The 16118-nt window shown below is 56.0% G+C and carries 13 protein-coding genes; 2 read left to right on the top strand and 11 right to left on the bottom strand.

Features of this window, described 5'->3' with window-relative positions; translation table 11 throughout:
• Positions 1 to 352 (bottom strand): hypothetical protein (locus F3J20_RS32570; RefSeq protein ID WP_345889929.1); only part of this gene is annotated, 352 nt, incomplete at its 3' end.
• Between F3J20_RS32570 and F3J20_RS26865 the strand changes: the two genes are divergently transcribed.
• Both F3J20_RS26865 and F3J20_RS26860 read left to right on the top strand, forming a co-directional pair.
• Positions 342 to 1475, top strand: a complete 1134-nt coding sequence (locus F3J20_RS26865; RefSeq protein WP_345889928.1) for a collagen-like triple helix repeat-containing protein — start codon at positions 342 to 344, stop codon at positions 1473 to 1475. The genes F3J20_RS32570 and F3J20_RS26865 overlap by 11 nt on opposite strands.
• A 77-nt stretch (positions 1476 to 1552) precedes the next feature.
• On the top strand, positions 1553 to 2821 hold the full coding sequence (locus F3J20_RS26860; RefSeq protein WP_167285237.1) for an isoprenylcysteine carboxylmethyltransferase family protein: 1269 nt from the start codon (positions 1553 to 1555) through the stop codon (positions 2819 to 2821).
• Between the two features lie 119 nt (positions 2822 to 2940).
• Here F3J20_RS26860 and F3J20_RS26855 read toward each other — a convergent pair whose 3' ends face one another.
• From F3J20_RS26855 to F3J20_RS26810, 10 genes are all read right to left on the bottom strand, one after another.
• Positions 2941 to 4374: a glycosyl hydrolase family 28-related protein gene (locus tag F3J20_RS26855; RefSeq protein WP_167285235.1), complete on the bottom strand. Its 1434-nt coding sequence runs from the start codon at positions 4372 to 4374 to the stop codon at positions 2941 to 2943.
• A gap of 111 nt (positions 4375 to 4485) precedes the next feature.
• The gene (locus F3J20_RS26850; RefSeq protein WP_167285234.1) at positions 4486 to 5544 is read right to left on the bottom strand and encodes a glycosyltransferase family 4 protein; all 1059 of its coding nucleotides are present in this window, start codon (positions 5542 to 5544) and stop codon (positions 4486 to 4488) included.
• A complete protein-coding gene (locus F3J20_RS26845) occupies positions 5541 to 6812 on the bottom strand; it encodes a phenylacetate--CoA ligase family protein (protein WP_167285232.1) in 1272 nt (423 codons plus the stop codon). The genes F3J20_RS26850 and F3J20_RS26845 overlap by 4 nt, the downstream gene beginning before the upstream one ends.
• Before the next feature lie 15 nt (positions 6813 to 6827).
• Entirely contained in the window at positions 6828 to 7595 is a 768-nt protein-coding gene (locus tag F3J20_RS26840) for a WecB/TagA/CpsF family glycosyltransferase (protein ID WP_167285231.1), read from the bottom strand.
• Complete coding sequence (locus F3J20_RS26835) at positions 7582 to 8799, bottom strand: aspartate-semialdehyde dehydrogenase (RefSeq protein WP_240162920.1); 1218 nt, start codon at positions 8797 to 8799, stop codon at positions 7582 to 7584. Before F3J20_RS26835 ends, F3J20_RS26840 begins: the two co-directional genes overlap by 14 nt.
• Complete coding sequence (locus F3J20_RS26830; RefSeq protein ID WP_167285229.1) at positions 8796 to 10055, bottom strand: hypothetical protein; 1260 nt, start codon at positions 10053 to 10055, stop codon at positions 8796 to 8798. Before F3J20_RS26830 ends, F3J20_RS26835 begins: the two co-directional genes overlap by 4 nt.
• Entirely contained in the window at positions 10055 to 11320 is a 1266-nt protein-coding gene (locus tag F3J20_RS26825; RefSeq protein ID WP_167285227.1) for a hypothetical protein, read from the bottom strand. The genes F3J20_RS26830 and F3J20_RS26825 overlap by 1 nt, the downstream gene beginning before the upstream one ends.
• Positions 11321 to 11379: 59 nt before the next feature.
• Positions 11380 to 12618: a UDP-N-acetyl-D-mannosamine dehydrogenase gene (gene wecC / locus F3J20_RS26820; RefSeq protein WP_167285226.1), complete on the bottom strand. Its 1239-nt coding sequence runs from the start codon at positions 12616 to 12618 to the stop codon at positions 11380 to 11382.
• A 21-nt stretch (positions 12619 to 12639) separates the two neighbouring features.
• Positions 12640 to 13815, bottom strand: a complete 1176-nt coding sequence (gene wecB, locus F3J20_RS26815) for a UDP-N-acetylglucosamine 2-epimerase (non-hydrolyzing) (protein WP_167285224.1) — start codon at positions 13813 to 13815, stop codon at positions 12640 to 12642.
• A gap of 30 nt (positions 13816 to 13845) precedes the next feature.
• Positions 13846 to 16074 (bottom strand): polysaccharide biosynthesis tyrosine autokinase, encoded by a 2229-nt coding sequence (locus F3J20_RS26810; RefSeq protein ID WP_167285222.1) that lies wholly within the window; start codon positions 16072 to 16074, stop codon positions 13846 to 13848.
• Positions 16075 to 16118: the final 44 nt, after the last annotated feature.

Here is a 16118-nt window from a genome sequence, read left to right as displayed (position 1 = left end):
CTTCGGGCACTTCGGGCACTTCGGGCACTTCGGGCACTTCGGGCACTTCGGGCACTTCGGGCACTTCGGGCACTTCGGGCACTTCGGGCACTTCGGGCACTTCGGGCACTTCGGGCACTTCGGGCACCTCCGGTACCTCAGGTACCTCAGGTACCTCAGGTACTTCGGGCACTTCGGGTACTTCGGGCACCTCCGGTACTTCGGGCACCTCCGGTACCTCAGGTACTTCCGGTACTTCCGGTACGTCGGGCACCTCCTCCACCCCGATCGGCAACGTCGTCACCCAGGCCAGCAACCTCATCACCGCCGTCGGCACCACGGTTGCCGATACCGGCGGCAAGGTGTCCGGCACGTCGATCCCCGGCGTCAACAGCGCGACGACCACCAACCTCGGCGCGGCGCTCACCGATCTCGGCGACGGCGTGAAGACGCTCGGCAACGGCGCCGCAGCCGGCCTCGGCTCGCTCGGCAGCTCGGCCAATCCGCTCGGCCCGACGCTGACTTCCACCTCGGGCGTCGTCTCCGATGCAGGCGCCGCGGTCAAGTCGGTCGGCGGCGTCGTGGCAAGCCTCGGCAGCGGACCGCTCAAGCCGCTGGCGCCGGTGACCTCGACGCTCGGCGGCGTCGTCGATGGCGTGGGCGGCGGTGTCATCGCCGTCGGCTCGGGACTGAACAAGGTACTGGCGAGCGCGCCGGTGCAGCAGGTCGAAACGCAGCTCAGCTCGGTGATCAATCCGATCACGCTCACCGTCTCCAATACGACGCAAACGCTCGGCAACGCGACCGGCCTCGGCACGCCGCTCGACAAACTGCTCAGCACGCTCGGCAACGGCATCGACTCGGCAGGTCTGAAATTGTCGAACTCCACCAACGATCAGGTCGGCAAGGACGTCGGCGGCATCGTGAGCCAATTGGGCAAGACCGTCACCAGCACGGGCGGCCTGCTCACCGGAGCGACCACCAATCCGCTCGCACCGCTCACCGGACTGCTGGGCGGACTCGGCGGCGCAGGCGGCAGCGGCGGTTCGGGCGGCATCGCAATCCCGCCGCTCACCGGACTGCTCGGAAATCTCGGCCTTGGCCTCGGCGGTACTGGTGGCACGGGCGGCACGGGTGGCACCGGCGGTTCGGCCGGCCTCGGCGGCCTGCTGAGCCCGGTCACCGGCCTGCTCGGCAAGGTCGGTTCGCTCGGCGGCACCTCGGGCAGCGGCGGCCTGCTCGCGCCGGTGACGAGCCTCGTCGGCTCGCTGACCGTCTCGGTGAGCGGAACCGTCAGCGCGGGCGCAAGCGCGGGAACCAGCGGCTCGGGCGGCGGCGGTGCCACGCCCAACCCGGTGACCGGCCTGCTCGCCGGCCTCACCGGCGGTTCGTCGAGCGGCACGAGCAGCGGCGGCTCGGGCAACAAGGGCCTGCTCGCGCCGGTGACGAACCTCGTCGGCGGCTTGCTCGGCGGCGTCGCCACGACCGGCAAGTAAGCGTTCTTCGATACGGCGGCCGGGCCTTAAAAAATCAACAGCCCGGCCGCTAACAATGTCATGACTACGAGGATGGCATGAACTCCACTATCGATACCGTCGCGCAAGCGCCGGACGCTCGCCCGCGTTCGGCGGCTCCGTTTTCGGTCGGCCTCGTCGGCATCGCTGCGGGCCTGCTGACGCTCTGGCTGCTGCGCAACAGCACGACACTCGACGGCGCGACGCGCGGCGTACTCGCGTCTCTCGCGATCATCGCGATGATCGCGCTTCACGATCTGTTCGTCGCGCGCGTCTATTTGCGCCCGAGCGCCGGACTGGCAGGCCACGCGGTGCGGCCGCTCAGTGTCGCGCGCGTCGCGGTGCGGCTCGCCGCGCTTGCGTCGATCTATGCCGGCATCGGCCTGCTCTATTTCCTGCTGCCCGAATACCAGGGCACGTTCTACGAACCGTACTGGACGCTGCTGCGCACGCTCGCGCCGTACGTGATCGTCGCGGCGCCGTTTTATTTCGCGTGGATGGACCGCCGCCAGCGCGACACCGACGACGCGTACCTCGTATGGGGACGCCTGCTGCTGCGCGGCGAGCGCCCCGCCAACTGGCGTCCGCTGCGGGAGATGCTGGCGGGTTGGATGGTGAAGGCGTTTTTCCTGCCGTTGATGACCGTCTATCTGTCGACCAACGCGGATCATCTGAACGGTTCGCTGAACACCGCGCTGAACGCGCCCTTCACGCTCGACTCGTTCCGCTTCATGTACGACCTGTCGTACTCGATGGACCTGATGTTCGGCACGGTGGGCTATCTGTGCACGTTCCGCATTCTCGACAGCCACGTGCGCAGCGCCGAGCCGACGACGCTCGGCTGGCTCGTCGCGCTCATCTGCTATCAACCGTTCTGGTCGGTAATGGCGAACCAGTACCTGCGCTATGAAGGTTCGGTGTTCTGGGACAACTGGCTTATTTCGGTGCCGACGCTGCGCATCGTCTGGGGCGTCGTGATCGTCGCGCTGCTGCTGTGCTATGCGTCGTCGACGATCTCGTTCGGCTTGCGCTTTTCCAATCTGACCAATCGCGGGATCATTACTTCAGGGCCTTATCGTTTCACCAAGCATCCGGCTTATATCTCGAAGAATCTGTCGTACTGGATGATCTCGGTGCCCTTCATCGAGCCGCTCGGCTGGCGCGTCGCGCTCATGCATTGCACGGGGTTGATCGGTATCAACCTGCTTTATTTTTTGCGGGCAAAAACCGAGGAACGGCATTTGATGAATGATCCGGAGTATCGGGCTTACGCGGAGTGGATTGGGAGGAATGGGGTGGTGGCGAGGGTTTTGAGGGTGTTTGGGTAAAAGTACTTGAAATCATGCAGGCGGTAGTTGAGTTGTTTATCGACGCACCTGGAAAGCGGACGAGAACTCGTCCGCTTTTTTCTCTCCATACAAGCCTCGGCAACTCCCTGAATGGCAGGTTACTCGGCTATTAATACCCGAACAGGCTTGCCACTTGCGTTGACCACCAAGGAATCCGCATTTCCCTTGTAGTAACCACTGCGCGACGCATCCGTTCCGTTCATTTCCACCACGTTCCGTGCATCGGAGACGTGCAAAATGGTAATGAATTGCCACGCAACATTATTTTTCATACGTCCAATCGTATCACCCAGACACAGATCCACTCGCAGATAGCCGAAATCGGAATTGAGTAGAATCCCTCTCGCACATGACGCCACCACTGTCGAATCAAGTTCCAATTGGCGGCCATCGACCGAATAGACTCCGACATCACAGCCCTCTAGCTGCGAACTTTGGATGAGCGGCATGCTCACATGCCCGAACACCCATCCAAGCTGTCCGTGTATCACATCATCGCCGGACGTGACTGCGACGGCACGATCGAGCGTAATGACATTACCCGATACTGCTCGCACAAATGCATATTGAGCCCGGTTTGTGCTTCGCCCCACCACGACGGCTCGATTCGTGCGGAAATTTACCCCATCACTGACAGTGATCGACGTTCCTGTCGACGATTGTGCGACAGTGGCCCGTGCGAAGCTGTCGTTACCGGAAGAGACGTAAGATCCACCCTGATTTCCAAGTACCTTGCAAGATTCAAAACACAAACCGTTGATACCCGACCCACTACCCAACCCAAAGGAACCGGCGAGGGAACAGTAAGCCCATATGCAGTTTTCAAATCGGACTGTGTCCGACTGCGGTCCATCGGGAAGTTCAATCGCGCAACCCAAAATTCCCCAGAACGAGCAGCCGGTCCAACGTGATTGGAATGTATCGACTTTCAGGAAGTCACATCGCAATGCGTTGCGGTTGCCGCGTGGCGCAAGTGGCGAAGATACAAAATCCACATTCAGGAATGACATGCCGACTACCTTATTTCCTTGAATCAGAAAAGGCGCGCCATCTGAACGTTGTACGGTATTGCGAAACTGCAGATTCTCGAAATCTATGTCCGCGACAGTAGAAGTCAGGGACGTGTCTCCCTGACGAATCAATAGCATCGGAGCGGCTGCGTCCCGGTTCGCCAGCAGCGTGGCACGCTTCCCTGCGCCGACCAGGCGTATGCCGGAATTCTGGATGACCACGTTATTGAAATACCAGATGCCCGCACCAAACTCGATGGTTCCCCCAGAGTCGCGAAGGTCGTACCCACCGATAGATTCAACGTGGTCAATAGCCCGCTGGACCGCTGACGAACAATCCATACCCGGTACAGCACCAAAATCTGCTACGTTTACTGGTCGATGCGAACGGGAGGCGACGGTTTCGACAGCCGCATCTCCGTGCTCCCCCCCTCGATTCTCTTGTGATTCGCCTACCTGGCGCGGCGTCCGCGTCGACGATGTTGACGCATGAACTTCAGCAATAAAGCTCGCTGCGATCAAGGATCCGCAAGCACCGACAAACCGCCTTCTGCGCATATGAATCTCCCGGTTAACGCTAAATAAAGCACCTGATCAATGCAAGCAATGTGTCATTGCAAAGTGGTCCATATATCAGATAGGCTGTTCTGAAACCCGACAGCAACGCTCGTACAGCAACAGACATTTATGCCCCATTGCATCGAGGCTGAATCTCTCCGCGTGGCTCGACTTTCCGTTTTGGCCCATCGCCATTGCAAGTTCTGGCGTCGATAGCACCGTATGCAACGCTTCGACAAGTTTCTTTACATCTCCTGGAGGCACCAGCAGGCCCGTTACACCGTCTTCGACCGCGTCGGGAATGCCTCCGATTGGTGTGCTGATCACCGGTAACCCCGCGCTCATCGCTTCGAGGATACTCATAGGCAAACCCTCCCTCCACGAAGGCAGACAGAAGATCGCCGCTCGCGCGAGCGCAGCAGAGCGGGCCGATGCATCCAGCCAACCAAGGAAGCGCACATTAGTCATGCCCGCGGCACGGTTACGATAAAACTCAATGTCACCGTCACCACCGAATTCGACTACCACATCGGGCAGAAGACTCTGCAACTGAGACGCAGCAGAAAGGAGATCGTCGACCCCCTTCTGTTGGCCAAGTTTGCCCAGAAAAAGAACCGTCTTTATCGCGGATGCGCTTGCGGCTGAGAGGACCTCCGCCGGCACACCGTTGAAAACGACGTCGACATTGGCTACGCCAATACTGGACTGAATCCAGCGTTGCCACGACGGCGACAGTGCGACCACTCGTGATGCGCGAGAAAATACAAACACGACACAGGCGCGAGATACCCTATCGAGAGATAAATAGTAATCGGCGAACCCGCCACCATGCAGATGCAGGATATAGGGCAAACGAAACGCGACACACGTCACGGCCAGGAGACTCTTCCTCAAGCAGCTGCCGCGTGATGCCATGTGAAGATGAACGAGGTCGCAATCCCTAAGCAGGCCAATGCGAATAACCGATAACCAGGCGCGAACAAACGTAACGAAACCACTCCATCGTCCATCCGCCGTGGTCGGGATGAGTAGCACGTCAACGCCCGATTTAGCCAGATAACTTTCCAGCCCTCGCAATACGGATGCTATGCCACCTTTTTGCGTGATCGACGGCCCGATCAATGCGACTCTCATGTGGTTTCCTCGATCAAGACGAACTCAAACTTCCCGTTTGCCTTGCGTGGAATAGCGTCCACCTCCTCAACCTCAACCGTCACCCCATCAACCCTCGATTTCATGTTTTTGATCAACTGCTCCACACCTGTGCGGCTCCATTCCGGTCCGGCAACAACTTTCAAAACGAAACGATTATCCCCCTTGTAGACGACCTGCCCCTCCACGACATCGGGAACGCCCTTGAATACATGGTCGAGTCGCCCCAGCATTCGTCCATCCGACAACGTAACCACCTTGTCATTCCGGCCGAGGACGCGAGACACCGTCGGGAAAATACAGCCGCAAGTGCATCGCTTACCGTCCAATGTAACGAAATCCCCCGTTCGATACCGCGTCAACGGCATCGCGCGATTGTTGTATCCAGTTCCGACAAGCTCATATCTCCCATCGTCCATGGGAATCAACTCTGTGCGCCCGTAGTCACTGAGCACATGACGCCCGCCCTGCTCACACGTGCCGATAGCCACAAGCCGTTCTGCGTGACCGTACCAATCAAAAACCCGACAGCCAAATGCTTCCTCGATACGGTCTTTCATCTCGCCCGTGAGTGTTTCTGACGACGTCACGATCGCTTTGAGTTTCGTGCTGTCGAATTTCATGCCACTCGCAATCAGCCACGATGCCAGAGCGCTGATGGACGATGGATACGCCTGAATTAGCACTGGGTCGAATTTTCGCATCGACTCGATATAGCTTCGCGCTGTCTCCGACGAAATATGGTAAGACGACAACATTAGCGTATTCGACCACCAGTCACGGCAACCATAGGTTTGTCTCTTGTCTGCACCCCGGGCAACAATATCCCCTCTCAGCCAGACACGACGCTCACCGTGGCGATATCCTGCCCACCTTAGTTGTCGATAGACAAACGCCTCTTCCTTGATTACGGCCCAGATATCCTGCACGAGGACGAGAGGTCGCCCCGTGCTGCCACTGGTTTTGATTTTGTTTCGAAGCAGCGTCGTGAGCGATCTGCCGACGATAAAGCGCTGTGGCTCCTTTCGCACGACTTCCTTATCGATACAACTCGACACATCGTCCACTATCCCAAGAACATCGGGTCGCGCAGAGAAGTGAGCACCGCCTCTTTGAAGATAATTTCGCAACGCCTCGTTCGACCGCTCATTTCGTTTCAGACGAGGATAGATGAGCAATCGGGCCGGGACGCCACGAATCATGTCCCGGATAAAACTCCGCACCGAGTATTTGAAAGAATTCAAAATCATGGTTTGAGCCAATCATTACCTGGCGTTTATATTCTCCAGAGATTTTCCAAATATCAACGCAACACGCGCCTTCAGCAACATCACCGCAAACCGGTTGTTGGTCACCCAATAGCGCCGCCACATGCGTTTCGGTTCCTGTGCTACGCGATAAGCCCACTCAAGACCACTGCGTTGCATCCACGGGGGTGCTCGACGCACTTTGCCGGCTATGACATCAAATGTGCCGCCAACACCCATCACGAAATCCACACCGAGACGATCACGCCATCGGTCAATAAAGTTTTCTTTCTTCGGCGACGTAATGGCGACAAACAGAAGTTTGGCTCCCGAGAGACGTATGATCTCGACCATGCCTTCTTCGTCGTCCCAGAAGTATCCATGGTGGTAGCCGGCAATTTTCAAGCGAGGATAGCGAACCTTTAGAACCTCGGTGGTCCTGCAAACGACGTCATCAGTCGCTCCGAGGAAATACACCGGCATATCACGAAGTACTGCCATCTGCACCAATCGCTCAAAGAGATCGACACCTGCCACTCGCTCGGGAATTTGATGCCCTAGCAGACGTGCCCCCCATACAATACCCATTCCGTCAATATTCACGATATCGCATGCCCGCACTGACGAAGATAGCGCTGTATCCGATTGCATATTGACGAGCTTGGCGACGTTAACGACCACATGCTGCGTGAACTCTCCGGCCTCCATGCGAGCGCTAATCACGTCGACCGTCTCATCCATCGTCGCAACGTCCATCGGACAACCAAAAAGCTCAATACGATTCATTGTCTTCCCCTGGTGACACAGCAATCTCAAGCGTGGCATCTGTTTTTTTTGTCAGGTTTGAAAGCATACCAAGCGCATAGAACGCCCACGCCTGAGTCCAGCGAATATAGTTAACCTTGTTGGCAGAGAATCGTCCTCTCTGATACATGAACCGTTGGTGCCGTGGCAGGTAAAGTGTCTCGATAGCGCGCTTATAGATACGAGATGCCAGATCGTGATCTGCTTTGCTCGCACCAACATTTATCAAAGTAATCAGCGCTTGTGCGACGGAATGCGTATCGAGCGGCCATACGTTATCGTCGTAATACTTGACCGTGCCATCTGGAAGGATGAAAGTCGTCCGGTAGTAATTCATGCCGAGCTCGATCCGCCCAGCAAACTCATCGGTGCACGCTGCACGCTGCAACACCGTTAGCGCCTCGAGGTTGTATCCCGTATGGAAACCGTCGACGAAACCGTGATGGTCACGCGTACCATAGCGCCACGCGCCATCCTCCCGTTGCAAATCACCGGAGCGACGGGCGGCTTTCAAGGCACGACGCATCAACGCCTCACTGCCAAGTCGGCTCGCAGCTTCGCCAACGGTCGCTGCAGTCCATAAATTGGCGTTGTGCACGAATGCAGACTCGCCTGGAATGTAAGCGTAGTAGTCGCCATCGTTCCGATATAGCGAGTCGAGGAACAGGCCTGCATCGGTCGCTGCATCGACGAACCTGGTATCCCCCGTGTGCTGGCCGAGCGCCGCAAGAGCCCGCGCGACATAGCACGTCGTGATCGCATTGGGCGTCCCACGTGGCACGAAGAACGCTCGAGCTGCCCAATCGAAATGGTAACCCCAAGCATTGTGCTTCCATGTCTTTCGCTCAGATCGCTGTTCCATGAGCCATTCGGCAAGCCTCATAGCTTCAGCAACATTCCAGTCATCATGCACTCTGCGCTCACGCTCAAGCAAACCCAATATGATCAACGCGATACCTTTTGGGTTTCGCAGCGGCGGAACGCCGACCAGAGGGCGAAAATTGAAACGGCTGCGCTTGTGAAACTGCAGCCACGCTATCTGCGCGAACGGCACGCTACTCAACCGCAAGCGCCTGAATAGAGCGCTATTCAGGCCATCGAATGGGTCATACCCTGCATAGTCAGATGCACCGCACTGTTTCATCAAGGTGTCGGCGAGAATTCCGGCGTCCGGATATATGCTCATCGAATTTCCTCCGTCAACCTGGCCGTTCTTCGGGACGGCCGTTCAGACAACGGGCGATGAGCGGAAAACAGGTACATCAACAACAGCGCGGCGAAAACATACGAGGCGGAGACGAATGACATCGAGAAAATGTTGTCGAAGCAAAATGCAGCGACGATGAACATCCATATACGATTACGTCTATTGAGCTGGCCGTACGAGAGCATGAACCAAAGCCATATGACACCACCGATCATGCCCATCTCAACAAAGAGATGAGGATAAAACGTGTCCGTTGTAGAAACCGTGTTCTGCAAACCGTACCAGTTGAAGTGATATCGGCTATAAAGCGGAGAGTGATATCTGACCGACGCAGGCCCCCCGAAAGAACCGAGACCTTCCCCGAGAAAATTCCATTTTCCTAACGACTCGAACATCACACGATACGATTCCGCTCGAGCCGAGTTTCCCGCAACCACGTAAAACGACAGTTTCGTGGTCGCCACTTGGATAAGACCATCCAGCCAACCGACCAGATACGCTCCTACCAGCGCCAGCAGTCCGACGAGCACCGACAATATCGATCGTATGTTGAGCCTTCTAGAGACCGCAGCATAAACGGCAAGCGTTGCAAATATCTTGAACGAAAAAGAGAGCAAGCTGAATACGAGAAAGACCCATGCCCATCGCCTGGATTGCTTACTCGGACGATAGTGAAGACAGAGAATAAATGCACAAAAATTGATAAACCCGAACACCGAGAAGAAGCCGATCCAGCCTTGAGCACGCAGATATATGCCTGAATCTGTCCGCACTGGAATGAGCAAAGGTAGCTTCAGCAGATATGCGACGTAAAAATAGCATTGGAATATGTCATTGCTTACGACCACAGCGAAAAACATGAAGACTACCGGCGACAGTCTCTTGCGATAGGCAAACAGCGCCACGCTCAGTCCCATCGGCACCATGAATCGCATGAGTTCGTCCAGGCCTGCGCTCACATTAAATGTGCGCCACATTCCTACGTAAAGCGAAAGCATTAACGGCAGTATCAACCATGCCTGACGGTGGAACTTCGGCCGCAAACCGATCGCGAGACACAGCATCACTACCGCACATACCTTGACCAGCTGGGAGCCGTCCATTTCGAGCACCAGCATGGTGTCGCTGATACAGAACAGCACGTAGGATATCGAAATCATCCATGCGCCAACTGAATGCCATCCGGTCCGTTCAGTTTCACCTCGTGCCGGCAACGACAAAGCAATCGAGCTCATTAGCGTGCTCCCTCGGCCACAGGTCGCAAGTTCGACTTGACGCTAAATGTCGATTCAATGCCATGTCTATCTACGTATTCCCGATAGGTGTCGCGAGCGCGACGCGCGATGAGCCAGTTACGCCATACCACAGCGCCGATTGCCGAGCAGATGATCAGCGAGAATCCTGCCTCTTTGCCGTATGCATAGAAAGCTGTGGCCAACAAACCAAATGCCGCTGTTGTAACAACGTTGATCCTGGCGGTCATCGCACCTTGCTCGAACACCATCATGACGCTGCTGTTCGCAATGCCCATCATGCTCACCGCACATTGCACTGCGAGCAGTAAACCCGCGATCGTAACGGCGACCCGATCCACCTGATGTATTGAAGACGAGGCCAGCATGCCAACCAGAATCACGTTCATCGCAAACATCAAGCCGTTACACCAACCGATCGAACGACGCATCATCCCCAGAGAATCATCGAGAGATAGCAGAGCGGCCTTGCGCTTCGCAAGTTCGGCCAGTTGCATCATGGATATAGCGCGCGGAAGCAACATGCCCAGGGCGGTCACCGAAGACAACAACGAAAGCATTCCCGCAAATACGGGCCCACACATCACTTTCGCGGCCGGAACGAAGATCAGGGAAATTCCGCCAGAAAGAAAATTCGTAAGCCCAAACTGCAAACCCTCAACGTCGAGGTATTTCGGTTGAACTCGAATCACTGGTCGACCAATAGTCAGCAGCATCCCACACGCAATCGCACCAAGTACCGCCGCCAAAGCAGCAGATGAAGAAAATCCAATCGCACGGAAAAACGCAAGCACCACGCATGATCCAACAATCAACGCGACGTCGTAGAGGATTGCGATCCGATAGCGTTTCAGCGCTACAAAATAATGACGAGTGATCTGATATCCAGTCCAACCCCAGAGCAGATACAAAAAGCTGCTGAGCTCGAAATCAGCCGATGTAGCCAAGTGAATTGCAATTGCCAGCACGGTACATGCAACGGTTGTGACGAAACTCATCCACACTACGCGATAGAACGATGCGACTGCTGCGTGCCTGTCCTCAGCACCGGGCACACGCACCAGAATCAACGTAGCCCAGCCAATGGCGGTAAAGAAACCCGCCATTTGCGCGATAGACATGCTTGAGGCCATCCGTCCCAGTGCCGCCAGTGAATAGATGTGCTGCACCGCAAAGAAGACAACGACGCGATACAGACCTGGCGATCCTGTACAAATGAGCGCCTCAATGCTCTGGGCTGAAAGCACGCTGCCCCACGAGCTCCGTTTGAGGCGACCGAATAACGTGGCCGAATTCCATCGCTCCGTCACGCGAAGGTCCCTCGCGTATCAATCAGAAGCTTGGACTGGAGTCGGCGTCTGTTGATATCCTTGAACTCCCGGTGGTCGACCAGCAGCAAAACAATATCCGCCACCTCGATAGCGTTCGCGAGGCTGGAGAGCTCGACCTTTCCACGTAGCACATCCGGAAGCACGGACACGTTGGGCTCCACCACAACAATGTCCGCTACCCCTTCGTCCGCCAACTGATTCACGATGTCAATTGCCGGACTTTCGCGCAAATCGTCGATATTGGCTTTGAACGCCAGACCTAGACATGCAATCACGGGAGCCTTGAAACGCTCTGCCAGTCGTTTGGTTTGCTCGATTACGTAGTGAGGCTTTGCGTCATTGACCAGACGGGCCGTCCGAATCAGCCTGGCCTCGTCAGGAGACGAGTCAACGATGAACCATGGATCTACTGCGATGCAATGCCCCCCCACGCCCGGCCCCGGTTGAAGAATGCTGACGCGAGGATGGCGGTTCGCCAGACGAATAAGCTCCCAAACATTGATATCGAGACGATCGCAGATTACTGACAACTCGTTGGCGTACGCGATGTTGATGTCACGAAACGCATTTTCCGAGAGCTTGCACATCTCAGCAGTACGTGCATCGGTCAGAATGCAATCACCCTGGACAAAAATCTGGTAAAGGTCACGCGCCAGCTCGCTACAACGCCGGGTCATGCCACCTATAATCCGATCGTTCTGTACCAGCTCGCGAATTACCTGTCCGGGCAACACCCGTTCCGGACAGTGCGCGATACGGATGTCCGATTGCTCGCCCACTTGCTGCGGAAACGTTAGATCGGGCCGGCACTCCGAGAGCCACGCCGCCATCTTTTCAGTTGCTCCCACAGGCGAAGTCGACTCGAGTACGACGATATCGCCCCGCTTCAGCACAGGCGCGATTGCTCGGCTGGCCGCCTCGATATAGCTGAGATCCGGCTTGTGCTCTTCGCAGAAGGGCGTCGGAACCGCAATCAGGAAAGCGTCGGCGGGCTCCGGTGTCAAAGTCGCACGAAGATAACCCTGTGTAACAGCAGCATGAACCAGCATGTCCAGCTCTGGCTCGACGATATGGATCTCGCCCTTGTTGATCGTATCTACGGCTCGCTGTGATACGTCAACGCCGATCACCTGTTTTCGGCGCGCCGCGAAAGCAGCAGCAGTGGGTAGCCCGATGTACCCTAGCCCAATGATTGAAATACATTCGAAAGACATAGCGATGGTCTCTTCGCTGACTCAATTTGTTAGTGAAATACTGCTTTGGTTCGTACTTACACCTAGTGCCGCGATTAATGCTTCGACAATCCTCTCACTCGCCCTGCCGTCTCCATACGGATTGTGAGCACGGCTCATCGCAAGATAGGCTGTCGAGCTATTGAGAAGCGTTGAAACCGCTGACGCAATTCGTTCGGTATCCGCACCAACTAGTTGTACCGTTCCCGCCTCCACTGCTTCCGGTCGCTCTGTCGTGTCTCTCATCACGAGCACTGGCTTGCCAAGCGAAGGTGCCTCCTCCTGGATTCCGCCAGAGTCGGTCAGAATGATCCATGCGCGCGACATCAGAAAGACAAACTGCAGATATTCCTGAGGCTCTATGAGAGTAATATTTTCGACATTGCCAAGCAGACGGTTGACCGGCTCCCGGACATTAGGGTTGAGATGCACGGGATAAACGATCTGTGCGCTCTCATGTGAAATCGCAATCTGCTTGAGTGCAGCACAGATATTCTCGAAGCCATGTCCAAAGTTCTCCCGGCGATGTCCTGTCACGAGGATCATCTTGCGTCGACGGTCGAGAAATGGAAACTGGCTTTCCAGCTGGGCGGTGAGTCCTGACTCCCCCACAAGACGGAACTGCACTGTCAATAACGCGTCGATCACCGTGTTGCCTGTCACAATGATCCTCTCCGCGGCAACACCTTCGGCCAGCAGGTTCGCGCGCGACACTGCCGTCGGAGCAAAGTGCAGTGATGCAAGCGCGCCCGTGAGCTTGCGGTTCGCTTCCTCAGGCCACGGAGAATAAAGATCGCCTGTTCGCAGTCCGGCTTCGACATGCCCGATCGCAATGCGCCGGTAATAAGCGGCGAGCGAGGCGGCGAGCGTCGTGGTCGTATCGCCGTGAACCAGCATCATGTCCGGATTGAAGTCATCCAGAACCGGGCCGAGCTTACTCAGAATGATTCCTGTCAGCTCGCTGAGTGTTTGCCCTGGACGCATGACGTCGAGATCGTAATCAGGAACGATTTCAAATAATTCGAGTACCTGATCCAGCATGTGACGATGCTGGGCGGTCACGCAAACTCGACAATCGAAGCCACTCGTTGCACGAAGTTCGCGTACGAGTGGCGCCATTTTGATCGCTTCGGGCCGCGTGCCAAACGTGATCAGGATTTTTTTTGAAGCAGAACTCATTCGAGCCCCCAGAAGTATCGCTCGATGTCGTTAATTGCGCTCATCCGATGCGTTGCTCAAATATGCGTAGCCACCATAGTCCCCGTATTGAGCTGATCGTAAAGTCGGTCTGAAACCATTGAAGACGATGCCAGCAATCTTTGCTCCGACTCGCTCGATCCGCTTGACCGACTCCAGCAATTCGCCGCTACTTGTTACACCGGACCGTGCTGCGAGCAAGACAGTTCCGGCAAGGGGAGCGAAAATAGTCGCGTCAGTGACGGGCAACACAGGCGGCGCATCGAGCAGAACGACGTCGTATCGTTTGGACACTTCGCTCAGGATTTGAGCGATGCCACCGGCAGAAAGTACTTCGACCGGTTGAGCAAGCAGCGGCCCGGTTGCCAGCAAATCGAGATTCGAAGAAACGTCCTTCATGATCGCGACATCGAGAGCTACGCCATCGCGAAGCACGTTGGACAACCCAACATTCGAAGGCACGCCGAAATCGTTGGCCAGATGACCGCGTCGAAGATCGACGTCCATCAGAAGCACTCGCTTACCGGAAGATCCGAGCAACGCCGCGAGGTTTGCAGATGTGAACGACTTACCTATGCCGACCGAAGGGCCAGTCATCAGAATCACGTTGTTGGTGGGATTGTCGAGCAAACCGAACTGCAACGCCGTGCACAGACTCCGGATGGCTTCCACAGCTGGTTCCTGAGGCCTTGCCAACGCGAGGATGGACGGACCGCCACGGTATCCACGCTCCTTGAGGTTGGTCAGTTGACGTTGCGTATCACTCAACGGAATCGTCGCAATCACATCCATCGACAGATCGCGCTCGATGTCCATCGGATCGGTCAGGCCGCCAAACAATGTAGAGCGTGCCACGGCATACCCGATACCGCTGAAGAGCCCGACCAGCATCGATAGCACGATCACCAGCGCCTTTTTGGGCTTCAATGGCTTGTCGGCGACCAATGCCCGATCGATCACTCGTACGTTGCCGATCTTGCTAGCCGTAGCAAGCTGAAGTTGCTGGATGCTGTTGAGCAATCCGACGTACAGCCCGGTTAACACGGTCACGTCACGGTTCAGCCGGACGATGTTCTGCTGATCGTCCGGCAGACGCTGAATTGATCCATTGAAGGTTTCGATATTGGCTCGCGCCGCGGCAATCTGCTGGTCTAGCGCAAGCACAGCGGGGTACTGCGGACTATAGATCGCAGCCATTTGCTTGCGCTTCTGCTCAAGCTCAAACAGACTCGACTGTGCCTGAACCGCTTGCCCCAGAATAGCCTTCGCCTGTTCACTGAGATCAACCACCTTATGGCGATTCTGATACGCGTTAAGGCGATCTTCAGCCAGTCTCAAACTATGCTCAATATCCGGAAGCTGTCGTTTCAGGAAATCCAGGGATTTTTCCGCCGTCTCCGCCTTCCGATTGGCGTTTTGAGAAACGTAGTTCTCTGCGATCTTGTTCAGAACCGCGGCTGCCCGTTCAGGATCCTCGTCATCATAAGTCACGCCGATAACGCCAGATTGGTCTTTACCCATTTCGGTAATGACGAGATCTTTTCTTAGCTGCTCCAGAACCTGAACACGCGAGTAGCGTTTCAAGTTGAATTTCGCGCCTTCGCGGCCGTTCAACTGTGAGACGGTAAGCTGAATTGGGCCCGACGAACTCGTTAGAACCAGGGGAACACCGACTTTACCCTGCACCCCTTCGTCGAGATCACCACCGGAAAGCCGATATTTATTACCACCCAGCGCCGTAACGACGAACTTATCGCCTTCGAAGTCCTTGGGTACGTCAAATTGGTCGACGACGATATGCTCCGAACCCCAGACATATCCTCCCAGCCCAAAAATACCAGGCGTCGACAAAGCGTGGTCATGTCTCGCGATGAACGCTCCAAACACTGGGAAGTAATCCGGCGTAGCGTCGATATATAGCCGCAGATCGTCGACCATGCTCGCAGTCACGAGTCGCGAATCGAGAATCTGCATCTCGCCGTCGTCCGTCGATTTGATGTCGAATAACGAATTCAATCCGCTCATCAAATTTCCGGCGGCGGTACTCGCCAGATCCGAGTTATCCTCCACCTGGACTGTAATGTCTCCGCGGTACGTTGGTGTGGCGAGAAATGCATACATGACACCTACGAACATGCAGCCGACAGTGATCAAAGCAATGAGCTTTTTCTTGTCGAATACAACATCCATCAACGCACGAATGTCGAGTTCTTCCTCGTAATGGGTAAATTGATTTTTCATTATAGAGACGTCATTTTTGCACTTGGTCGATACGGTCTGGTCGT

The organism is Paraburkholderia sp. Cy-641, assembly GCF_011752945.1.
Lineage (GTDB): Bacteria > Pseudomonadota > Gammaproteobacteria > Burkholderiales > Burkholderiaceae > Paraburkholderia.
This window is presented reverse-complemented; position numbering and strand designations above follow the sequence as displayed.

Coding starts and splice junctions, on each gene's coding strand:
- F3J20_RS26835 (WP_240162920.1), bottom strand. CDS start 8,799: ATGAGCATATATCCGGACGCCGGAATTCTCGCCGACACCTTGATGAAA.
- wecB (WP_167285224.1), bottom strand. CDS start 13,815: ATGAGTTCTGCTTCAAAAAAAATCCTGATCACGTTTGGCACGCGGCCC.
- F3J20_RS26850 (WP_167285234.1), bottom strand. CDS start 5,544: ATGAGAGTCGCATTGATCGGGCCGTCGATCACGCAAAAAGGTGGCATA.
- F3J20_RS26840 (WP_167285231.1), bottom strand. CDS start 7,595: ATGAATCGTATTGAGCTTTTTGGTTGTCCGATGGACGTTGCGACGATG.
- F3J20_RS26860 (WP_167285237.1), top strand. CDS start 1,553: ATGAACTCCACTATCGATACCGTCGCGCAAGCGCCGGACGCTCGCCCG.
- F3J20_RS26845 (WP_167285232.1), bottom strand. CDS start 6,812: ATGATTTTGAATTCTTTCAAATACTCGGTGCGGAGTTTTATCCGGGAC.
- F3J20_RS26810 (WP_167285222.1), bottom strand. CDS start 16,074: ATGAAAAATCAATTTACCCATTACGAGGAAGAACTCGACATTCGTGCG.
- wecC (WP_167285226.1), bottom strand. CDS start 12,618: ATGTCTTTCGAATGTATTTCAATCATTGGGCTAGGGTACATCGGGCTA.
- F3J20_RS26830 (WP_167285229.1), bottom strand. CDS start 10,055: ATGAGCTCGATTGCTTTGTCGTTGCCGGCACGAGGTGAAACTGAACGG.